Raw genomic sequence first — 22,518 nt, forward strand, 5'->3', positions numbered from 1 at the left:
ATGAAAAGAATAGGGGTTATGACTTCTGGCGGGGAAAGTTCCGGGATGAATGCGGCTATCCGCAGTGTAGTGCGTTTTGCCCTGCATAATAAAATTGAAGTCATGGGTATTTTCCGCGGCTTTAAAGGATTAATAAATGAAGAAATCAAGCTTTTGAACCATCGCTCAGTGTCAAATATCATCAATCTTGGAGGGACTATCCTTAAGACTTCGCGTTGCCCTGAATTTTTGAGCGAAGAGGGCCAGAGAAAAGCTGTTGACGTAATAAAAAAGAATAAAATCGAGGGTTTAATTTTAATCGGTGGAAACGGTACCTATAATGGAGCAATAGCCCTTAACCGAAAATGGCAGGTTCCATGTATCGGTGTCCCGGGAACAATTGACAATGATATCAGCGGCACGGATTTTACTATTGGCTCTGATACTGCCGTAAACGTCGCACTTGACGCATTGGATAAGATACGCGATACGGCAACATCAATGGAAAGGATTTTTGTCGTTGAGGTGATGGGCAGGGAGAGCGGCTTCATTGCTCTTCAGACAGCAGTTGCCGGAGGCACTGAAGAAGTATTATTACCGGAAAAAAAGTTTGACCTGCATAAAATGTGTGAGGAGATAGTAGAAGGCAACCTAATTGGCAAAATCAGCTGGATAATAATAGTTGCTGAGGGCGCTGCCAAAGCCGCCGAGATAGCATCCCAGATTAATAGTATTACGGGGCTTGAAACCAGAGAAGTGGTGCTCGGGCATATTCAGAGGGGCGGAAGGCCTACTGCACGAGATAGGATTATTGCTACCAGCCTTGGTGTAGCAGCCGTTGAGCTCCTTTTAAAAGGAGAACAGGGCAAAGCTGTGGGTATTGTTTCGAATGAAGTAAATATTGTGGATCTGGAATATGCAATAAAGAAAAAAGAACTTAAAATCGATAAGCTGTACAATTTGATTAAAATCTTGACTTAAGTTTGGAAAGGAGTTTTTACCATGGGTAGAAGGCCGGTTGATGCTGAAAAATTGATAATTGATTTAGTAATGAATGATGATTTGAAAATCAAGAAAGATATCGCCAAGAAGATACTCGATATAGCATATAAAAAAGGTATTTATCCGTCAAGTATTCACGAATTATATATGGCAAGAGGCAGAGGCGAATTCAAGGGGTTTACTGTCCCGGCAATAAACTTAAGGACGATGACCTATGATTTGGCGCGGGCGATATTCAGGGTAGCAAAAAGGAACAATAGTGGAGCTTTCATTTTTGAAATTGCAAAGTCAGAAATGGGATATACCGCACAGCCGCCTGTTGAATTCTCCTCGGCAGTTTTAGCAGCGGCGATAAAAGAAGAATACGCAGGCCCGGTTTTTATACAGGGGGATCATTTCCAGGTAAATCACAAGAAATTTTCCGAGAACCCCGATAAGGAGCTGGAAGGTTTAAAGGCATTAATCCAAGATGCTATCTCAGCAGGTTTCTATAATATTGATATCGATTCTTCCACTTTAGTAGACTTGTCTAAAACTGATATCAAGAAACAGCAGTACCTGAATTTTGAGGTCTGTGCTAAACTCACCCAATATATCCGTCAGGTACAGCCTCGGGGCGTGGAGATATCGGTAGGCGGAGAAATCGGTGAAGTAGGGACTAAAAATTCTACGCCGGAAGATTTGCATGCATTTATGACGGGTTTTAGAGAGAGGCTTCGTAAAGGAAGGGTCGGCATAAGCAAGATAAGTATACAGACCGGGACTTCACACGGAGGAGTTGTTTTGCCTGATGGCTCTATAGCTTCGGTGAAGCTTGATTTTGATACCTTAAAGAATCTTTCTGAGATTGCAAGGAAAGAATACGGGCTTGCCGGGGCAGTGCAGCATGGTGCATCTACCCTGCCATCGGAGGCATTCCATAAATTTGCAGAAGTTGATGCTGCTGAAGTCCATCTGGCAACGGAATTCCAGAACATGATCTATGATTCCAGGCATTTCCCTGCAGACCTTAAAGCAAGAATGTATGAATGGCTTAAAGTAAACGCTGCTTCGGAAAGGTCCGAGGGCCAGACAGACGAACAGTTTTTCTATAAGGCAAGGAAAAAAGCTTTGGGTGCTTTTAAAAAAGATATTATGGGTTTGCCAAAAGAGATAAGAGATGCTATAACTACTGAAGTAGAAGGCAAGTTTGAATTTTTATTTAAGCAGTTGAATAATCTGAATAATAAAGATTTAGTAGATAAATTTATAACCCTGAAAAGAGTCATAATACGCAAGTCCCAGGAAGGCCCTGATGTTGTGCATGACGGGGAAGGGGCAGATTAGTAAATTTCTGCTTTCGCAGAAATTTACAGTTCATAGTTCATAGTTGATGGTTCATGGCTGATAGAATGATATATCTATGATCTATGAACTATGATCTATGAACTAATATAAGGAGACGATATGCGTTCAGACAAGATAAAAAAAGGAATTGAGAGAATTCCTCACCGAGCGCTTTTACACGCAACCGGATTATCCCGTAGGGATTTTGATAAGCCATTTATCGGAGTGGCCACGTCTTTTACAGATTTAATCCCTGGGCATATCGGTATGCGTGATTTAGAGCGGTATATCGAGCGCGGGGTTTGTTACGGCGGAGGTGTCCCGTTTTTCTTTGGCGTTCCTGGTATATGTGACGGTATTGCTATGGGGCACCTAGGCATGTGCTATCCTTTAGCGCTCCGGGAAATTATTGCCGATACAATCGAAACTGTCTGTAATGCGCACAGCCTAGATGGGTTAATTTGTTTAACTAACTGCGATAAAATCACTCCCGGTATGCTTATGGGTATCGCCCGCCTGAATATCCCGGCGATAATAGTTACCGCAGGCCCGATGATGTCAGGCCGCTATAATAAAAGGAAGCTTGCTTTTGTCCACGATACGTTTGAGGCGGTAGCAAAGGCAAAAAAGGGCCAAATTGGCAGCGAAGAATTAGTTTGCCTTGAAATGGAAGCCTGCCCCGGTGCCGGCTCATGCCAGGGATTATATACTGCAAACACAATGGCATGCCTTACGGAGACTATGGGTATGTCACTGCCCGGATGCGGGACTGCTTTGGCAGTTTCCGCGAAAAAACGCAGGATCGCCCAGGCAAGCGGAGAGCGTATAGTGGAATTAGTCAGGAAAGATATTAAGCCGCGTGATATAATTACAAAGAGGTCAATTGAGAACGCAATTGCTGTAGATATGGCTTTGGGCGGTTCAAGTAATACTGTCCTGCATATAATGGCTATTGCCCATGAGGCAGGATTAGCTTTTAATTTAAAGAGTTTTGACGAGATCAGCAGGAAAGTCCCCCATATAACCAATCTTGAGCCGGCAGGGGAGCATTTTATGGAAGACCTTGAATATGCCGGAGGCATACCTGCAGTATTAAAGAGATTGAAATCTAAATTGCATAATTGCCCGACTCTATCCGGCAAGAGTACATTTGATATCGCGGATGACGCTGTTATTTTTGACGATAGCGTTATCAGGAAATCCGATAATGCTTACCATAAGGAAGGCGGCATCGCAGTTCTGTTCGGTAACCTTGCGCCGAATGGCGCAGTCGTAAAACAGGCGGCAGTGAGTGTAAAGATGATGAAATTCACCGGACGTGCCAGGGTATTTAACCGTGAAGAAGAGGCTATGAAGGCGATCCTTGGCGGCCAGATTAAAGGCGGCAGCGTAGTCGTTATCCGCTATGAAGGCCCGGCAGGCGGACCGGGAATGCGCGAGATGCTTGCTCCTACTGCAGCTATTGTAGGGGGCGGTTTGTCTGATTCAGTCGCTTTAATTACGGATGGAAGATTTTCCGGAGGCACAAAAGGGCCGTGCATTGGTCATGTTTCTCCTGAAGCCAGCGCAGGCGGGCCCATTGCAGTCATTCAAGACGGAGATATAATTACGATTGATATTCCAAACAGAAAGCTGGAAGTAAAATTAAGCGATGCAGAAATAAAAAAGAGATTAAAGAATGTAAAGATAGTCCCTCCAAAGATTACAACCGGGTATTTATCAAGATATTCCCGGCTGGTTACTTCGGCGGATAAGGGTGCAATTTTAAGTTGATAATCAGCAGTATAATACTGTGTACAGCGGACTGCTGATTATAAGTTTTTTAACGGAGTGAAGGTAAATGACCGGAGCAGAGATATTAATTGAGTGTCTAAAGAGAGAAGGCGTGGATGTGATGTTTGGCTATCCGGGTGGCCAGATACTGCCTACATTTGATAAACTTTATGATTCTGACCTGAAGCTTATACTTGTGCGCCACGAGCAGGGCGCAGCGCATGCTGCCGATGGTTATGCCCGTGCAACCGGAAAGCCCGGAGTTTGCCTTGCTACGAGCGGTCCGGGTGCGACAAATCTTATTACGGGTATTGCAACTGCCTACATGGATTCAGTCCCTATGATAGCGATTACCGGACAGGTAAAATCTCATTTAATCGGAAACGATGCTTTTCAGGAAGCGGATGTTACAGGCATTACTCGGCCGATAACTAAGCATAATTACCTGGTTAAGGATGTCAAGGAGCTGGCGCAGATTATACGGGAAGCGTTTTATATCGCGACTTCCGGTAGGCCGGGGCCTGTGTTGATAGATATACCCAGCGATGTGCAGATTGCCGAAACAGAATTTATCTGGCCTGAAAAAGTGGATATGCGCAGTTATAAGCCTACATATTTCGGCCACCCCGGGCAAATCAAAAAAGCAACTAAGCTTGTTGCTTTAGCTAAGCGTCCGCTGTTATATATAGGCGGAGGAATAATCATCAGCCAGGCCAGTAACGTATTGAGGGAATTTGCAGAGAAGACCAGAATACCGGTTACCTGGACGCTGATGGGCATAGGAGGTTTTCCGTCCAGCCATGAACTTTCTCTGGGGATGCTTGGTATGCATGGGACAGCTTACGCAAACCATGCCATAATGGAAGCAGATTTGATAATTGCCGTGGGTGCGCGTTTTGATGATAGAGTGACCGGCAGGCTTGATGCCTTTGCCCCAAAAGCAAAAATAATCCATATTGATATAGACCCTTCTTCTATAAGCAAGAACGTCCATGTTGATATACCTATTGTCGGAGACGCAAAAAATATTTTAGGGGAATTCCTGGAACAGATGAAGAAATTCCCCGATACTTCTGATTGGCTTGAGATGATAAGTTCCTGGAAAAAGAAGCATCCTTTAAGGTATAAAATGGAAGGCAAAATCAAGCCTCAATATGTCATTGAGCAGCTGTGCGAAGCCACAAAAGGAGAAGCAGTTATCGTTACCGAAGTCGGGCAGAACCAGATGTGGGCAGCACAGTGGTACAAATATAATCATCCGCGGACATTTATCTCAAGCGGCGGATTAGGTACGATGGGTTTTGGTTTTCCAGCAGCTATGGGCGCTAAAGTCGGCTGCCCTGATAAAGTGGTTGTCGATATTGCCGGAGACGGCTCTATACAAATGAATATTCAAGAACTGGCTACTTGTATTTGTAATAATATAAATGTTAAAATATTTATATTGAATAATGGTTATCTTGGCATGGTGCGCCAATGGCAGGAGCTTTTTTATAAAAAGCGGTATTCTCATACTTGTATTTCCGGGCCGGATTTTGTCAAACTGGCAGAAAGTTTCGGGGCTGTAGGGATAAGGGTTACCAAGAATGAAGATGTCCGTCCTGCAATCGAGAAGGCGCTTTCTACCGATAATACCGTGCTTATTGATTTTCAGATAGAGCAGGAAGAGAATGTCTTTCCTATGGTTCCAGCCGGAGAGGCATTAAACAGGATGATAGAAGGGCTGGCGTAATTAGAGGACAGTTCACAGTTGACAGTGCATAGCTTCTTGTTAGTTTTGCTTAGCCTGTGAACTGTAAACTGTGCACCGTGAACTAAAATGAAACATACAATCTCACTACTCGTTGAAAACAAATTCGGGGTACTGGCACGCATCGCCGGGCTATTTAGTGCCAGGGGGTATAATATTTCATCTTTGGCAGTTTCTCAAACATTGGATCCATCTGTTTCCTATATGACAATAGTAGTCGATGCTAAGGATGAGAATGTGCTGGAGCAGATAAAAAAGCAGTTGAATAAATTGATTGATGTGATTGTTGTTACTGATTTCACAAAGAAAGACCATGTTGAACGCGAGATGATACTGGTTAAAGTCGAATATTCTGCCAAAAACAAACACAAACTTGAAACAACGCTTAAGAAATACGTTTCAAAGATAATCAAGTATAAATCAAATACCGCTATAATTGAAGCAGCCGGAGAGGAAGAGCAGATAAAAAAGCTTCTTTCTGAGCTTCAGGATTTCGGGATTAAGGAATTAGTCAGGACGGGGAAATTAGCAATTGGGTATTAATTTATAAAGGAGGGAGCAGTGATAAAGATATATTACGACAAAGACGCTGATTTAGGCATTTTAAAGGATAAGACTGTCGCAATAATCGGTTACGGTATACAGGGCAGGGGACAAGCTCTTTGCCTCCGTGATTCAGGATGTAATGTAATAGTTTCGGAATTACCAGGCACGGTTAATTATGAGCAGGCTTTAAACGACGGTTTTAAGCCCGTGCCGGTTGAAGAAGCGGCAAAACAAGCTGATATTATTCAGATCCTTACACAGGATCATGTTCAGGCTAAAGTCTACAATGAAAAAATAAAGCCCAACCTTAAAAAAGGTAAAGCATTATGTTTTTCTCACGGTTTTAATATCCATTTTAAGCAGATAAAACCGCCAAAGACAGTTGACGTATTCATGATCGCTCCTAAAGGCCCGGGCGCATTGGTAAGAAGAATGTTTGAAGAGGGCAAAGGTGTGCCTTCTCTGGTAGCTATATTTCAGGATGCAACAGGAAATGCCCTAAAAATAGCTCTGGCTTACGCAAAAGGACTGGGCGCGACCAGGGCAGGGGTAATCGAAACTACGTTTAAAGAAGAGACGGAGACTGATCTTTTTGGGGAGCAGGCGGTTCTTTGCGGCGGGGTAACAGAATTGATCAGGGCTGGTTTTGATACTTTGGTTGAAGCAGGTTATCAGCCTGAAATCGCCTATTTTGAAGTGCTCCACGAATTAAAACTTATCACTGATTTGATACAGGAGCGTGGTATAAGCGGTATGCGCAGGGGCGTTTCTAATACTGCCTGTTACGGAGACCTGACAAGAGGTAAAAGGATAATCACAGAGAAAACAAGAAAAGAGATGAAAAAGATCCTAAAAGAGATACAGAAAGGCAAGTTTGCCAAAGAGTGGATAAAAGAGAATGAAGAAGGCAGGCCCAATTTCAACAAGCTGATTGCCGAGGGCGATAATCATCAGATTGAAAAGGTTGGTAAGCAGTTAAGAGAGATGATGCCTTGGATGAAGAAGTAAGTCACAGGATAATGGTAAGAAGAAAATTAATAGTGCTGGTTTTGATTATTAATGTGTTGGTTTTTACGCGCGCCTATGGGCAGGATATTAGTTTTGGCGCCGAGGCTACAAAACCGGAAACCGAAAGTAATTTTTTCAAAATAAGCGAGATAAAAAGAGGTAACTTTGGCCCGGGGCAGTATTCGACCGAGGGTTTTGTTGTCAGAGTTTATACTTGCCCAGACTGTCCTGCCGGTGCTGTTTGTAAGCCGTGCATGAAGGATAATATTGTGATCTCTGAGAATAACCAGGAGCTTAAGGATTATTCCGGCTTGACTAACAGCGAGTTGATAATCTTCACTAATCATGTGACTGAATTCGAGATTGGCAGCAGTTATAAATTTTTAATAAATATAACCAATAATAAATCTACATTAGAAAACATCAACGATATTGAGTTGGTAAGTTTTAGCGAGATAGTTGATAGAAAAGTGGGTCACAAAGACACAAGGACACAAAGTCACAAGAACGCTATACTCAATACGCACTACGCTATACGCAATACGTTCAGTGAACAATGAACCAAGCTGATATGGATAAAATATTAATTTTCGATACAACTTTAAGAGATGGGGAGCAGGCCCCAGGCGCATCTTTGAATGAAAAAGAAAAAATCGAGATCGCCAAGGCTTTAGCTGACTTAGGCGTGGATATAATCGAGGCTGGATTCCCGATCTCTTCTAAGGGTGACTTTGAGGCAGTGCGAATGGTATCCAAATCCGTCAAGGGTCCGGTTATATGTGCTTTAGCAAGGGCAATAAATAAGGATATTGATGCTGCATATCAGGCAATAAGGCCGGCTAGAAACCCGAGGATCCATGTATTCCTTGCTACTTCAAAGATCCATATGAAATATAAGCTAAAGAAAGCTGAGGACGAGATACTACGTTTAGCTGTTAATGCTGTTAAATATGCCAGGAATTTTGTCTCCGATGTAGAATTTTCTCCTGAAGATGCTTCGCGCAGCGATAGGGAGTTTCTCTTTAAGGTGGTAGAGTCTGTTATTGCTGCTGGAGCCAAAACCGTAAATATACCAGATACTGTCGGCTATTCAGAGCCGCAGGAATTTGGCAGTCTTATAGCTGCTATCAAGGGGAATGTTCCGAATATAAATAAAGCTGTGATTTCCGTGCATTGCCATAATGACCTGGGTTTGGGCGTTGCCAATTCGCTTGAGGCGGTAAAAAACGGCGCCAGGCAGATAGAGTGTACAGTAAATGGTATTGGCGAGCGCGCCGGGAACGCCTCTATGGAAGAGGTAGTAATGGCATTGAATACCAGAAAAGATGTTTTTGGCGGCCTTGATACAAATATCAAGAAGAGCAAGATCTATAAAACTTCCCGTTTAGTAAGCAAACTGACGGGTTTTGTTATTGCCCCAAATAAAGCAATTGTCGGAGCAAACGCCTTCAGGCACGAATCCGGCATTCATCAGGACGGTGTTTTAAAAGAACGCTCTACTTACGAGATAATAAGGCCGCAGGATGTAGGTTTTAGCGGGGTAGGTTTGGTGTTAGGAAAACATTCCGGCAGACACGCTTTCAGCGAGCGTCTTAATTCTTTGGGCTTTCATTTGTCAGGCCAGCAGCTTGAAAAAGCATTCAACCGTTTTAAGCAGATCGCTGATAAGAAGAAGAATATCTTTGACGATGATCTCATGGCCATAGTTGAGGATGAGATCAGTGTAAGCAGGCCTACTTGGACCCTTGAAGGATTTGAAGTTAATTCAGGGACAAACATAAATCCAAAGGCAGCAGTCAGGCTGAAGAAAAAAGGAAAGATATATTCCGGAATTTCAAACGGCGATGGGCCGGTTGACGCATGTTTTAAGGCTATTGATAAAATATCTAAGATAAAAATAAGGCTTTCCGACTACAGGCTTGAAGCCGTCACCTCGGGTAAAGACGCTTTGGGAGAAGTTACCTTAAAAATGGTCGCCAGAGGAAGGACCGCATCCGGCAGGGGTTCCAGCACTGACATTATCGAGGCTTCTGTAAGGGCCTATATAGATGCCCTTAATAAAATAGAGTCGAGATGATCCCGCCTAAAATATACGGATTAATAGGTTATCCGGTTAAACATAGTCTTTCGCCGGCAATGCATAACGCCGCATTCAGGCATCTGAAGATTAATGCTGAATATAGGCTTTTTGAAGTCAGGCCCGAAGAACTCAATGATTTTCTCCTCGGTAATATGGCTGTTAAAGATACCCAAGGAAATGAAGTCCACTCAGGAGATGTCATTGGTTTCAATGTGACTATTCCCCATAAAATCAGAGCTAAAGAGATACTTGAAAGTAAAGTTAGAAATAAAGATGTTCCATCCCCCTTGGTTCTTGAAGAAGAACATTACGTCAAAGTATCAGGAGCGATAAATACCGTAAAAAGGAATGTATTAGGTATTCAGTATTTTAATACTGATGCTTCCGGATTCATTGAATCCTTGCGTGATGATCTGGAATTTGATGTAAAGGACAAAAATACAGTTGTTATCGGATGTGGCGGAGCCGGAAGGGCGGTAGTAGCTTCTTTATCTTGGAAAAATATAAATGCTAACAAGATATATATTTATGATATCAATAGTAGCGCAGTGGAAGAAACAAAAATTCAATTCTCCAAGATAGAATATATAGGAGATAAAATTGAGTTTATTGACAAAAAGTCGTTAATGGGGGCAATAAAGAATTCACAACTTTTGGTTAATGCTTCATCTTGCGGCATGAAAGACGAAGATGGCTCTATCGTTGAAAGAGGTTTGCTGCATAATAATTTATCTGTTTACGATGTTGTATATAACAGAGAAACGCAACTGATTAAGGATGCGCATGCCTTGGGTCTTAAAGCAGTAAATGGTGCTGGGATGCTTTTATGTCAAGGCGCCAGAGCGTTTGAATTATGGTTTAATCGTCGTGCCCCAAAAGACGTGATGAAGCAGGCTTTAGAAAAGGAGTTGGCAAAATGGAAATAATTACGGTGATAATCCTATTTATTATGGGTTCAATTGTCGGCAGTTTCCTTAATGTGTGCATTCATCGCATGCCGTTAAATGAGTCTGTCGTCTGGCCGCGTTCACATTGCCCTAATTGTAAGAAAAAAATACAGGGTTATGACAATATTCCTTTTATAAGCTATATTCTTTTGGGAGGGAAGTGCCGTTTTTGCAAAAAACCGATCTCTTTAAGGTATGTCATAGTTGAACTGGTAACTGCTTTAATGTTTGTGGTTTTATTTGCAAAATACGGATTATCTTATGAATTCTTCGTATATATAGTGTTCGTAAGCGGGTTGATCGTAGCCACTTTTATAGATATCAAACACAGGATTATACCTGATGAGGTATCTGTCGGCGGCCTGATTGTCGGGCTGGTATTATTTGCCGTAAGGGGTATCGAGATAAAACCGTTGAGCTATAATTACCAGTATGCCTTGGATTCATTCCTGGGCATCTTAATCGGCGGAGGCACTATTTATCTTACAGGCGCGCTTTTTGATTTAGTATATTTTAAACTGCTCAAAAGGCCGCCGATACAGGGTGAGACAGAATCGATGGGCGGGGGCGATATCAAGTTATTAGCCATGATAGGCGCATTTGTAGGATGGAAGGCTGCATTGGTTACTTTTCTCATCGCGCCGTTTCTAGGTCTTACGGTGGGATTGGTGAATCTGGTATCGCGTAAAGACCACACCATACCTTATGGGCCATTTTTGTCGTTGGCAGCGATTATTGCCCTTTTCTGGCAAGATAAAATAATATCTTTTGTAATACCGCGTTAATTCTTATATGCCTGTAGATGAATTTAGGGAATACCTTCTTAACACTCCTTCCGGGAATAAATGGAGGCGTATCGGCATCAGCAAGAAGTCCGGGGTTGTCGTGCCTTTGTTTTCTGTATATTCCCGCAATAGTATCGGTATCGCAGATACCGGTGATATCAAATTATTAATTGATTGGTGTTCGTCTACGGGTAACTCTATCCTGCAATTCCTTCCGTTAAATGAAGTGGGCTCTACTTTTTGCCCATATGATTCCACAAGTTCATTTGCCCTTGAGCCGGCATACATAAATTTAAATGATATACCTGATGTAGGAGAGAAGCAGCTGGGCGAAATTCGCGCCGTATTAAGGAAAATTTTTCCTCAGATCGGCCCGCACATTGATTACAGGATTAAAGAGGAAAAACTCAAAGCCTTAAAAAGCATATTTAACTCGGTAAATAATATAGGTGCGCAAGACAGCCTGGCTGCCTATATCAGAGATAATTCTTATTGGCTTGACGATTTCTGCCTTTATAAGCTGTTGAAAAATTTGCATAATGGCAGGCCCTGGTATGAGTGGGAGCCTGATTTCAGGGATAGGATAGAGATACGTTTGGTTGAACTTAAGGAAAAATATAAGAAAGAAATTTTGTTCGAGGCCTGGCTTCAGTGGCTTATGGCAATGCAACTTAAGAATGCAAAAAACTATGCGGTCAAAAACAATATTTTTATCAAGGGTGATTTGCCGATTTTAGTTTCAAGGGATAGTGCCGACGTATGGGCCCATCCGGAATTCTTTAAGCTTGATTTTGCTTCCGGGGCTCCGCCGGATATGTATTGCGCAAAAGGGCAGCGTTGGGGCATGCCCACATATAACTGGGATAAAATAAGAGAGAATAATTTTGAGTATATAAAAGAGAAGCTCAAATACGCCGAAGGGTTTTATGATATTCTTCGGATCGACCATGTAGTCGGAGTATTCCGCATATGGAGTATTCCCTACGGCGAACCCTTAGAAAATCAGGGCCTGCATGGTTTTTTTGACCCTGCAGATGATAAGCTGTGGGCAGGGCAAGGCAGAGAAATATTAAAGGTCATGCAGGAGAGTACTGATATGCTTTTATGCGCCGAAGATCTCGGCACTATACCTGCCGTTTGCCCGGAGACCATGAAGGAGCTAGGCATACCGGGTAATGATGTTCAGCGGTGGGTTAAGGATTGGCAGAAGAGGCATGATTTTCTTTTGCCTGATGAATTCAGGCAGCTCTCTGTAGCTATGTTATCTACGCACGATACAACAAATTGGCCCGGTTGGTGGCAGGATGAAGCAGGCACCGTAGATGAGGCGTTATTTATAAGAAAATGCCAGAGCCGTTCGATAGCCTATGAGCAAATTAAGGACAGGCTTTTTAATCATGATTTATCCCGTCATGGAAGGCTGCGTTGGCGCAGGGATATAGATTCCGCCGATAAACTTTTAAATGTACTGGGAAAGCCTAAAGAGGAGCTTGCAGATTTTATTGAAATGTACGAAAATAGCTTTATGGAAAAAGAGAAATTATGGGCGATCCTGAAATTCAAAGGCCCGGTCAGGGAAAAGGCGGATAGCGCACTGATTAAAGCTGTCTTTAAATTCATTCTTGATTCAGAAGCCATATTTTGCATAAACATAATCTTTGATTATCTTGCCTTTGCCGGGCTTATGAATAATGACCCAGGCCAATACCGTATTAATTATCCAGGGAGCGTTAACCGGGATAATTGGTCGGTCACCCTTCCCTTAGCTCTCGAAGATTTGTTAAAACATAAATCTTGCGCCGAATTAAAAAGAATGACCCGTAAAAGTGCAAGGTAAACCTGCTTACAAAATCAGATGCCGATATTAAACGGCTCCGCCTATTATATATCCAAAGAGATTGGTAAGGCCATAGGGGATTACGGGCTCATCTCCGATGGGGATAAAATCGCCGTTGCCGTTTCAGGAGGCAAAGACAGTATTACATTGCTTAATTTATTGAATGAGCGCAGGAAATTCGCCCCGGTTAACTATGAAATCATGGCAATTCACGTGGATTTAGGCTATCCCCGTTCCGTCTCGAATAAACTAAAGAAATATTTTAATAAGATAGGCGTCAATTACCATATAGAAAAGAACGATGTACTGAAGAAAACCGGGCGTTCGGATATCTCTTGTTTCTGGTGTTCCTGGAACAGGAGAAAGTCATTGTTTGAATCGGCAGCCAGGCTTGGGTTTTCAAAAGTGGCCCTGGGACATCATATGGATGACATAATTGAAACGATTTTGATGAACATGTTTTTTCAGGGCGAGATATCAGCTATGCTCCCAAAGCAGGAATTATTCGGAGGCAAGATAACGTTAATACGCCCGCTTGCTTATGTGCAGGAATGCATGATCAAAAAATATACAAAAGAATTTTCTGTTGAATATGATAAATGCATTTGCCCGAATTCTGCAATTTCCAACCGCAGGCGTATGCGTAGGATAATAAGCCAGCTTAAAAAGGCTTGCCCGGATATAAAAAAGAACATATTCAGGAGCGTAAGGAGAGTCAAGGCGGATTATTTGCTTTAAACGGGTAGAGCAGAGTGGTATAATTTTATTGGTTCACAGTGCACAGTTCATGGTTCATAGAAATAGATAAAGTAGGTAGCCACAAGGACACACGACACAGGCTCATAAGAACACCATACTCAATACGCACCACGCTATACGCAATACGTTCAGTGAACTGTGAACATTGAACTAGCAAATATTTGGAGAGATAATATGGTTTGGCTGTTAACAGGTTTATTTTTAGTATTGGCATCCATAATAATAGCGATAATGCTTAAGATTTCATCGCAGGTAAACGAAAGCCTCAAGACTATCAATAACTCGCTGTTTGAGGCAAACAAGGTGATCGGGCAGAATTTAGGCAGCACTGCTTCTATATTCGGAAATGTCCAGGAATCCTTAGGCCAGTTAAAAGAGAGCAATGAGAGGATATATGAAATAAGCAAGGATATCTCAAGCCTGCAGGAATTGCTCCGGGCACCAAAGTTCAGGGGGCAAATCGGGGAGGCAATGCTTGAGAACCTGCTTTCTCAAGTCTTGCCCAAGGCTGCGTTTCAAGTGCAGTATAGGTTTAAGTCTCAGGAAGCAGTTGATGCTGTCATCAACCTGGGGGGAAAGCTTGTCCCTATTGATGCCAAGTTCAGCCTTGAGAATTTCCAGAGGTATATTGAGGCAGAAGAAGAGCAGTTGAAAAACAGCCTTAATAAGAAATTTATCCAGGACGTAAAAAACAGAATAGATGAAATAGCATCGAAGTATATCTTACCTCATGAAAATACATATGATTTTGCATTTATGTATATCCCTGCAGAGAACGTTTATTATGAGATAATAATAAAGGAAGATTTATTTTCGTATTGCATTTCTAAGAAAGTTATACCCGTATCTCCGAATACTTTTTATGCCTACCTGCAGATAATTTGTTCCGGTTTAAGGGGTTTTATGATCGAGGATAATGCCAAGGCTATCCTGAAGAATCTAAGCTCAATAAGCGTTGAATTGGATAAATTCAAAGAAGATTTCGAATTATTGGGAAAACATCTTTTTAACGCTAATAGTAAATATTCGGATTCGCAGAATAAGCTGGCGAGGTTCTCCGATAGGATAGCGAATATCCAAACCAAAGACTCTAAATAGCCTTATCAAATATTCCGATAGGTCCCGAGAATGATTTTATCTGTCCGAGTCATGCCAAAATCAAGCCGTAATTTTGTCAAAGATGAAGAGGGTTGCCTTAAGGTATATGTTAGTAAGCCCGCCCAGGACGGCTTAGCCAATGAGCAGTTAATCGAAGTACTGGCTAAGCATCTGGGAGTAAAGAAGTACCAGATTAAAATAATCAAGGGCCACAGAGCCAGAAATAAAATTATTGAAGTAAATGCCTGAAATACATTTACACCCAAAAGTTACCTGCGCCATAAGTAATAGAGATTCTGGAAACATGTCTTTAGTGTATGGAGATACTGGACAGGCTATTAATAACCGCAGGGGATTCCTTAAGGGTATCGGTATAGATTACCTAGATATAGTTTGTGCAAAGCAGGTCCATTCAAATAATGTGGTTTATGTCAAAGAAGGCGATAAGGGCAAGGGGGCAAGCTATTATGATGATTCCATCGATGCTGCAGATGCGCTTATAACAGATTGCAGGAATTTGCCTTTGGCGGTATTCAGCGCGGATTGCTTGAGTATATTTATTTATGATAAGAATTCCCTTTCAATCGCTTTAGTGCATGCAGGCAGAAGCGGTACCCTTGCCGGTATAATATCCAGGACTATAGGCTTAATGCAGAAAATATTTTTTTCTGTTCCGGGTGATTTAATTGTTGCTTTTGGCCCATGTATCCGTTCCTGCTGTTATAAGGTTAAGAGTGAGGTAGCGGGATTGTATTCTTCCGGCGTGATTAAGATCAACGGCCATTTTTATCTGGATATAGCCGCATTGAACAAATCGGAGTTGCTAGGTCTTGGAGTTAAGGAGCAGAATATAAACGATTCCGGGATTTGTACTTCTTGTAATAATAAACACTATTACTCTTATTATAAAGAGGGTAAGTCATCAGGCAGGATCATGTCAGTTATGATGCTTAAGTAAATATTTTTCTCTAAAGCAATACTAGTAAAACTTATTGTTATCGGACTAAAAAGGGAGGGATTACATGCTTAAAGCTCTTGTGACTTATTATTCGCGTAGCGGAAACACCAAGAAAATGGCTGATATTATCGGTACAGGCATAAATAAAGACGGTATCGCCTGTGAGGTCAAAGAAGTAAGTGAGGTTAAGGCTGAGGCGCTTGTTGAATACGGGCTAATTATAATCGGTTCGCCTACATATTACGGAAGCATGGCTGCTGAAGTGAAAAAACTTCTGGATGATTCCGTAAAATTGCATGGTAAACTTGATGGCAAGATAGGTGCGGCATTTTCATCAAGCGCAAATATAGCCGGAGGCAATGAAACCACTATCCTAGATATCTTGAATGCCATGCTCATTCATGGTATGATAATTCAAGGCGATCCCCGCGGAGATCACTATGGCCCGGTGGCAATAGGAGCTCCTGATGAGCGCGTAATCAAGGAATGCCAGAGGTTTGCGGCCAGATTAGCCAGGCTTGCCAGAAGACTGCAGGAATGATATGCATATAGTAATATTAATTACGGTTCCCAAGAAGAATGAGGCTCTACGTATCGCAAAGAAGCTTATAGAAGCAAAATTAGCAGCTTGCGTAAATATTATCCCTAAGGTCAATTCGGTTTTTTGGTGGGGATCTAAAGCTGATAATGCATCGGAGTTATTATTGATAGTAAAGTCAAAGAAATCATATTTTACTAAACTTGTTAATACCGTAAAGCTTTTACATAGTTATAAGGTGCCGGAGATAATTGCGTTGCCGATAGTCTCCGGAAATAAAGCGTATCTGGATTGGATTGATGAATCTCTCGGGTAATCCTATAGACTATCTGGTCGTTTTTTCAGGGGGCATACTGTTGAGTTTTAGCCCGTGCACCTACCCTTTAATCCCGGTGAGCCTGGGTTATATTGGCGTGAATGCTTCCGGTTCTAGGTTGCGCGGATTTTCGCTTAGTTTAATATATGTTACCGGATTAGCTGTTACATATTCCGTTCTCGGATTATTGGCTTCCTTAACCGGGCAGTTCTTTGGTCAGCTTAGCACCCATCCTTTGACTAGGTTAATAGTAGGATTGATAATTACGATTTTTGGGCTGAGCATGCTGGGTAATTTATTCATTAAACTTCCTCAGCTTAAGCTTATGGGGTTAACAAAAAAGGACGGCTATCCGGCTGTATTTTTTCTGGGCTTAAGCTCTGGTTTAATAATCAGTCCCTGCATAACGCCTGTTTTAGGCTCAATACTGGCATATATAGCTACAAAGCATAATCTTTTTTATGGCGTTACTCTGTTATTTACTTTTGCCTTCGGCATGGGCATTATTTTTATCTTATCTGGTACGTTTGCTTCGTTTCTGGCTAGTTTACCGAAATCCGGCAAGTGGATGGAGTATATCAGGACGATATTTGGTCTGGTCATTGCTTCTATAGGCTTATTTATTATTATTAATGCGCTAAGGAGGATAATAATATGAGAAAGCTTGTTTTAATTTTAGCTTTTTTTGTTTTTGTAAACTTTTCAGTTGTTTTCGGAGTGGGGGAAAAGCCTGTAAGCAAAGCCGTTGATTTTGAGCTTATTGATACACATGATGATTTGGTCAAACTAAGCAGTTATAAGGATAAGCAGCCGGTGCTTTTGTTTTTCTGGACTACATGGTGCCCGTTTTGCCAGAAAGAACTCAGGGTGTTAAACAGCATGTATTCTCAGCTCTTAGAGGGCGGAGTAGAAGTTTTATCAATTAATGTGGGAGAGTCTCCCGATAAGGTAAGCAATTTTATTAAGAATTATTACCTGGCATTTAGAGTTTTACTGGATAAGGATTCTGCTGTTGCGCGCCAGTTCGGTATTTTAGGCGTGCCTACTTATTTGCTGGTTAATAAGGAAGGCAACATTGTGTTCAGCGATAACTTTTTCCCAAACAATTATAAAGACCTCATTTCCCGGCAAGAAAAATAATTCAGTGCTGCGTAATTTAATAAGGGTAGTTGCTGTTTTCTTAGACGGGGGTGATTTTTAACTTGGGGCTGTATTTACGCCTTTTGTCTAAAACAGGTATTATTAGAAAAGATGGCTAGCCGGAATAAGATAAAAGGCCTTATAGAAAAGTGGAAGAAAAGGAACATCAACGGTTATTTCTTTGAAAACAGGCAAGATGCGCTTAAGGAGATAGTCAATAATATACCTGTATCAGCCGGAATAGGGATTTCAGGCTCCGTGACCTTGGACCAGCTTGGCTTGGTTGGCATATTGGAAAAAAGGGGAAATAAAGTATATAACCAATATAAGCCTGGTATCGACAGACAAGAGAGCCTAAGGTTGCGTAAAGAAGGCTCTCGGGCTGAATTCTATCTTGCAAGCGCAAATGCAATTTCTGAAAATGGCGAACTTGTTTTCTTAAGCGCATGGGGTAACCGCACAAGCGGTATTGCCTATGCGGATAACGTAATTATTGTTTGCGGAATAAACAAAATATGTAAAGATGCAGCCGAGGCAATAAAAAGGAGCAGGGATTATGCAGCCCCGCTTAATTGCAAGCGGCTTAATTGGCAAAGCTATTGTTTTAACGGTAAGGCGTGCAACCAGGAGCTTTGCCTTTTTCCTGAATATAAAAGGATGTGCTGCCAGCTCCTTCTAGTCGAAGCAGAAATCAAGCCGGATAGGCTGAAGATATTTATAATAAATGAAAATCTTGGATTCTAGGGAGGCACAAAGATGTTTGACAAAGTTAAGCAGTTGATGGATATGCAGAATAAAATGCAGCAGGTAAAGCGGCAGCTTGAGAATACGGTATTTGAGGTTGAAAGCTCCGACGGCAGTATCAGGATCGAGATGGATGGTTCACAAAAGGTAAGACAAGTGAAGCTGCAGAAAGAAATGAGCGATGTTGATAAGACATCTTTTGAGTCAGCTCTGAAAGATGTTTATAATAAAGCGATAAAGCGGTCGCATGAGTTAGCAGCCGATGAGATGAAAAAGGTTTCTGGTTTTAATATTCCTGGTTTGTAACAGAAAAGGCATAAATTTAAGTTGCAAGCAAATAAATATGAAGAAGAAGAATTTTTATAAATTAGTTGAAGAGATTTGTTCTGCGGATCCCCGCTATAAACCTGAAAGTTATGAATTCGTAATCCATGCCCTGCATTTTACTCAGAAGAAACTTAAAGAGAGCGGCCATGTCAGCGGCAGAGAGCTTCTTGGAGGCATAAAAGATTACGCTATCGAACAGTTCGGGCCGCTGGCGAAAAATGTTTTAAATCATTGGGGCATCCTTAAGACTGATGATTTTGGAAATATTGTTTATAATATGATTAAGAAAAAGATGCTCTCCAGGAGAGACGAAGATTCTTTGGAAGATTTTAAGAAGGTTTACGATTTTGATGTAGTATTTGCTGATATATTGAGATCCAGCGTGATTAAACAGATAAAAGAGCTGGAGGCTGAGGGGATTTAAGTATGGATAATTTTAGAGGATTAGCTACAGGTATCGGGAGTTTGCCGCATGTAAAGGCAGAAGAAGCACTTAATTTAATCTTTAAATACGTGCCCCAAATTCCATTTTGGCCACAACTGCCTAAAAGGTCAATAAGAGAAGGAATGGTTGCTCAATTCAGCGAGAAGCTGCCATGCTTAAAAATATCCAGCCAGGGCCTGGCAGTGGATTTAAGCAATAGAGAATCTGAATTAGAGAAGTTTTATGAGCATTTGATAGCTGAGGATTTAGATTATTTCCGTATAACCCAGGATTATTCTCATGGATTATACGCTTTTCTAACTAAGCTCCAAGATGTGGATTTACGGCAAGTAAGGGCTGTCAAATGCCAAGTAACCGGACCTTTTACTTTTGCTGCAGGTTTAAAGGATGAGACCGGTAAGGCTGTTTTGCACGACCCTGTTTTATTCCAGGCCATGCTGAAAGGGCTGTTAATGAAAGCGCTATGGCAGATAAACTCCTTAAAGAAATTCAATAAGGAAATAATCATATTTATCGATGAGCCTTATTTAGGATGCTTTGGCTCCGCTTATACACCGATAAACAGGGAAGAGGTGGTAAGGGTCCTTTCTGAATTTAGCAGAGCACTAAAAGCCGAGAATGTTTTTGTGGGCGTGCATTGCTGCGGCAATACAGATTGGTCTATTCTGACCGAGATCGGATCTATCGACTTGATCAGTTTCGATGCTTATGATTTTATTGATAAGTTTGTGATTTATGCCAAAGATTTAAACGTATTCTTAAGGCGCGGGGGTATGATTTGTTGGGGCATAGTACCTACTCAAGAACAAGCTGGCCTAGAAACTCCGGAATCTTTAAGTGAAAGATTAAAATCTGCTATTGATGTTTTAGTTGATAAAGGCATAGACAGAGGTTTAATCCTTAACGGCTTATTGATCAGCCCCAGTTGCGGCTTAGGCACGCTTAATACAGATGACGCAGAGCCTATCCTTAAACTGCTTTTGCAAACAGCTGCCAAAGTTTCATAGCCTTTTTACAATCTATCCATGAAAATAGGAAAAAACGCAGTTATTGACTTAATAATCCCCTCATCTTTAACCCTTCTGGGTTTTTTATTGAGAATATATAAATTCACGGAATATTTTCATTTTAAAAAGGACCAGGCTGTTTCGTTATTAGAGGCCATGAAAATAACAAACGGCGAATTTATCCTGCTTGGCCCTACTGTCAGCGTCGGGGACTTTCATTTTGGCCCATTTTATTATTATTTTTTGGCTGTTTCTTTTTTATTCAGGGGCCTTTTGCCTGAAGCAGCTGCCATGATGACAATGTTTTTTAATCTTGCTACCATGGTCTTGATTTATTACCTGGTCAAAAATGCATGCGACAGGAAATCTGCTTTTGCTGCCGCTCTTTTATTTACTTTTTCTGCCGGGGCGATTAACCTTTCAAGAACCATTTGGAGCCCTTCTTTAATGCCATTCTTTGCAGGTTTGTTTGTGTTTTCTTTATACAAGCTAATCAAAGATAACCAGGATAATTACTTACTTCTTGTGTCTTTTTCGGTCAGCGTCATGGTTCAGTTGCATCATAACGCATTTGCCGCTTTTTTTGTTCTGGCTATCTGCTGGTTATACTTTAAGCCGGTAAATATCAGGAAGTCACGGTTTTTATATTCGGCATTAATATTCATCTTATTGATGAGCGCGACGATTATTTATGAATTGCAACATGGATTTATAGAGAGCAGGCTTGTATTCAGATATTTAACCGCGGTTTCTATGTTTTCTGTACTAAATCTTGTATATAAGCTTAAATCGGTGCTGGCGTCTTTTTTTGATTTCTTCAGGCTTGCATTTCCTGGATATCTCTTAGCAAAAGTAATGTTTATTTGTATTTTTGTATTCATTGGAGTTAAATCAATGCTTACTTTAAAAGATAGAAACAGGAACGTGTTAGAAAAAGTGCTTTTTATCTGCTTGTCCGTATTTTTTGTATTATCATTGCTCTTTTTACCTAAACGCGCATTATTGCAGGGGCATTATTTCAGCTTCTTATACCCGTTGCCTTTTTTAGCTTTTGGAAGTTTGTTTTATAATACATATTCAAGAAAGCGCATAAAACTGGTAGTAACAGGTTTTTTTGTGTTTATCGTCTTTTTGAACATCAGGTCAGTGATTTTGGGCTATGATTTTATGGAGAAAACAGCTAAGAATGAGGAAGTTTTTCTAAATGAGCAAAGAGAGGTATTTAATTACTTGAGCCGGCAGGCTGATCCGTCTTCAGTCATTATTTGGCCTGATAGTTATCTGTATTCATATAAATTTTTATTTAAGGAAAGCAAGACAAGCATAGAACCGCCCGCTAGGCCTAAGAAACTCGTAGTGATAAGCGATAATTTTTATAACTTAGGCAGGCCCAAAAGAATAAATATTTCTTTGAACGGCGCAAAGGCTTCTTTAATGCTTGTTAAATCCTTTAATAACGCCAGGGTGTACGGTTTCTCCAGCGAAAATAAGGCGCTGGAAGGCAGAATATTCGAAAAAATAAAATATTTGACAAATTAAAGGAATAGATATATTATAGGTATTCCTTTACATTATAAATCATGTAATAAGGAGATTTGTTAATAATGAAAGAGATAAGAATCCATGCCCGCGCAGGCCAGGGCGCGATTACAACAGCGTCTTTGTTAGGGTATGTATATTTTTTAAAAGGGCTTTATCCTTATGCATTCCCGCATTTTGGAGCAGCAAGGATGGGGGCTCCGATGAATGCGTTTGTACGGATTGATACCAAGCCTGTAAGGCTGAGAAGCCAGATATATGAACCGGATTTCGTAATTGTTGTCGATGCTACCCTTATGCGGGGCTTTAATTGTTTTTCCGGCCTTAAAAGCAAGGGTGTTGCGATCATAAACGAAGGAGAAGAACTGCCTAAGTTGGGTGTCGCCCAGAAAGTATACAGCGTCCCGGCAAATGAGATCGCCTTAAAAACAATAGGACGGCCTTTGGGCAATACCGCTCTTTTAGGTGCTTTTTCAGCTGCGACAGGGGAGTTTGAGCTTGATTACCTGCTTGATGCAATTAAGAAGCGTTTCCCCGGCAAGATAGCAGAAAAGAATTTAGAAGCTGCACGTCAGGGTTATGATTATATTAAAAGCGTAAAATAAGACAAGAGA

Annotated in this window: 25 protein-coding genes; all 25 read left to right on the forward strand. The window is 41.4% G+C overall.

What is annotated here, in order from left to right:
• Positions 1-960, forward strand: a complete 960-nt coding sequence (gene pfkA / locus C4533_05615) for a 6-phosphofructokinase (GenBank protein ID RJP27955.1) — start codon at positions 1-3, stop codon at positions 958-960.
• A 21-nt stretch (positions 961-981) separates the two neighbouring features.
• Entirely contained in the window at positions 982-2,307 is a 1,326-nt protein-coding gene (locus C4533_05620) for an aldolase (GenBank protein ID RJP27956.1), read from the forward strand.
• Between the two features lie 120 nt (positions 2,308-2,427).
• Positions 2,428-4,080 carry a dihydroxy-acid dehydratase gene (gene ilvD / locus C4533_05625; protein ID RJP27957.1) on the forward strand — a complete coding sequence of 551 codons (1,653 nt, stop codon included), beginning with the start codon at positions 2,428-2,430 and terminating at the stop codon, positions 4,078-4,080.
• 67 nt (positions 4,081-4,147) lie between these two features.
• A complete protein-coding gene (gene ilvB, locus C4533_05630) occupies positions 4,148-5,812 on the forward strand; it encodes a biosynthetic-type acetolactate synthase large subunit (GenBank protein ID RJP27958.1) in 1,665 nt (554 codons plus the stop codon).
• A gap of 87 nt (positions 5,813-5,899) precedes the next feature.
• Positions 5,900-6,373: an acetolactate synthase small subunit gene (gene ilvN, locus C4533_05635; GenBank protein RJP27959.1), complete on the forward strand. Its 474-nt coding sequence runs from the start codon at positions 5,900-5,902 to the stop codon at positions 6,371-6,373.
• 18 nt (positions 6,374-6,391) lie between these two features.
• Positions 6,392-7,384, forward strand: a complete 993-nt coding sequence (gene ilvC / locus C4533_05640) for a ketol-acid reductoisomerase (GenBank protein ID RJP27960.1) — start codon at positions 6,392-6,394, stop codon at positions 7,382-7,384.
• Positions 7,369-7,944, forward strand: a complete 576-nt coding sequence (locus C4533_05645) for a hypothetical protein (GenBank protein ID RJP27961.1) — start codon at positions 7,369-7,371, stop codon at positions 7,942-7,944. The genes ilvC and C4533_05645 overlap by 16 nt, the downstream gene beginning before the upstream one ends.
• A gap of 11 nt (positions 7,945-7,955) precedes the next feature.
• Complete coding sequence (locus C4533_05650) at positions 7,956-9,461, forward strand: 2-isopropylmalate synthase (GenBank protein ID RJP28258.1); 1,506 nt, start codon at positions 7,956-7,958, stop codon at positions 9,459-9,461.
• Complete coding sequence (locus C4533_05655; GenBank protein RJP27962.1) at positions 9,458-10,390, forward strand: shikimate dehydrogenase; 933 nt, start codon at positions 9,458-9,460, stop codon at positions 10,388-10,390. The genes C4533_05650 and C4533_05655 overlap by 4 nt, the downstream gene beginning before the upstream one ends.
• Entirely contained in the window at positions 10,381-11,196 is an 816-nt protein-coding gene (locus tag C4533_05660) for a prepilin peptidase (protein ID RJP27963.1), read from the forward strand. The genes C4533_05655 and C4533_05660 overlap by 10 nt, the downstream gene beginning before the upstream one ends.
• Positions 11,197-11,203: 7 nt before the next feature.
• Entirely contained in the window at positions 11,204-13,033 is a 1,830-nt protein-coding gene (gene malQ, locus C4533_05665) for a 4-alpha-glucanotransferase (GenBank protein ID RJP27964.1), read from the forward strand.
• 18 nt (positions 13,034-13,051) lie between these two features.
• Positions 13,052-13,771, forward strand: coding sequence for a tRNA 2-thiocytidine(32) synthetase TtcA (locus C4533_05670; GenBank protein ID RJP27965.1), 720 nt, complete (start codon positions 13,052-13,054; stop codon positions 13,769-13,771).
• Positions 13,772-13,966: 195 nt separating this feature from the next.
• The gene (locus C4533_05675) at positions 13,967-14,890 is read left to right on the forward strand and encodes a DNA recombination protein RmuC (GenBank protein ID RJP27966.1); all 924 of its coding nucleotides are present in this window, start codon (positions 13,967-13,969) and stop codon (positions 14,888-14,890) included.
• Between the two features lie 30 nt (positions 14,891-14,920).
• A complete protein-coding gene (locus C4533_05680) occupies positions 14,921-15,139 on the forward strand; it encodes a DUF167 domain-containing protein (protein ID RJP27967.1) in 219 nt (72 codons plus the stop codon).
• The gene (gene pgeF / locus C4533_05685) at positions 15,132-15,848 is read left to right on the forward strand and encodes a peptidoglycan editing factor PgeF (protein RJP27968.1); all 717 of its coding nucleotides are present in this window, start codon (positions 15,132-15,134) and stop codon (positions 15,846-15,848) included. Before C4533_05680 ends, pgeF begins: the two co-directional genes overlap by 8 nt.
• 64 nt (positions 15,849-15,912) lie before the next feature.
• The gene (locus tag C4533_05690) at positions 15,913-16,389 is read left to right on the forward strand and encodes a flavodoxin family protein (GenBank protein ID RJP27969.1); all 477 of its coding nucleotides are present in this window, start codon (positions 15,913-15,915) and stop codon (positions 16,387-16,389) included.
• A 1-nt stretch (position 16,390) separates the two neighbouring features.
• Positions 16,391-16,702 (forward strand): divalent-cation tolerance protein CutA, encoded by a 312-nt coding sequence (locus tag C4533_05695; GenBank protein ID RJP27970.1) that lies wholly within the window; start codon positions 16,391-16,393, stop codon positions 16,700-16,702.
• Positions 16,686-17,360, forward strand: coding sequence for a hypothetical protein (locus C4533_05700; protein ID RJP27971.1), 675 nt, complete (start codon positions 16,686-16,688; stop codon positions 17,358-17,360). Before C4533_05695 ends, C4533_05700 begins: the two co-directional genes overlap by 17 nt.
• Positions 17,357-17,842: a TlpA family protein disulfide reductase gene (locus tag C4533_05705; GenBank protein RJP27972.1), complete on the forward strand. Its 486-nt coding sequence runs from the start codon at positions 17,357-17,359 to the stop codon at positions 17,840-17,842. Before C4533_05700 ends, C4533_05705 begins: the two co-directional genes overlap by 4 nt.
• A gap of 111 nt (positions 17,843-17,953) precedes the next feature.
• Positions 17,954-18,586 carry a hypothetical protein gene (locus C4533_05710; GenBank protein ID RJP27973.1) on the forward strand — a complete coding sequence of 211 codons (633 nt, stop codon included), beginning with the start codon at positions 17,954-17,956 and terminating at the stop codon, positions 18,584-18,586.
• 12 nt (positions 18,587-18,598) lie between these two features.
• Positions 18,599-18,892 carry a YbaB/EbfC family DNA-binding protein gene (locus C4533_05715; GenBank protein ID RJP27974.1) on the forward strand — a complete coding sequence of 98 codons (294 nt, stop codon included), beginning with the start codon at positions 18,599-18,601 and terminating at the stop codon, positions 18,890-18,892.
• 37 nt (positions 18,893-18,929) lie between these two features.
• On the forward strand, positions 18,930-19,337 hold the full coding sequence (locus tag C4533_05720) for a hypothetical protein (protein RJP27975.1): 408 nt from the start codon (positions 18,930-18,932) through the stop codon (positions 19,335-19,337).
• Between the two features lie 2 nt (positions 19,338-19,339).
• Positions 19,340-20,365 carry a methionine synthase gene (locus C4533_05725; protein RJP27976.1) on the forward strand — a complete coding sequence of 342 codons (1,026 nt, stop codon included), beginning with the start codon at positions 19,340-19,342 and terminating at the stop codon, positions 20,363-20,365.
• An 18-nt stretch (positions 20,366-20,383) separates the two neighbouring features.
• The gene (locus tag C4533_05730) at positions 20,384-21,904 is read left to right on the forward strand and encodes a hypothetical protein (protein ID RJP27977.1); all 1,521 of its coding nucleotides are present in this window, start codon (positions 20,384-20,386) and stop codon (positions 21,902-21,904) included.
• Between the two features lie 65 nt (positions 21,905-21,969).
• Complete coding sequence (locus C4533_05735; GenBank protein ID RJP27978.1) at positions 21,970-22,509, forward strand: pyruvate ferredoxin oxidoreductase; 540 nt, start codon at positions 21,970-21,972, stop codon at positions 22,507-22,509.
• Positions 22,510-22,518: the final 9 nt, after the last annotated feature.

The sequence above is a fragment of the Candidatus Omnitrophota bacterium genome, assembly GCA_003598025.1.
Taxonomy (GTDB): Bacteria; Omnitrophota; Gorgyraeia; order Gygaellales; family Profunditerraquicolaceae; genus Profunditerraquicola.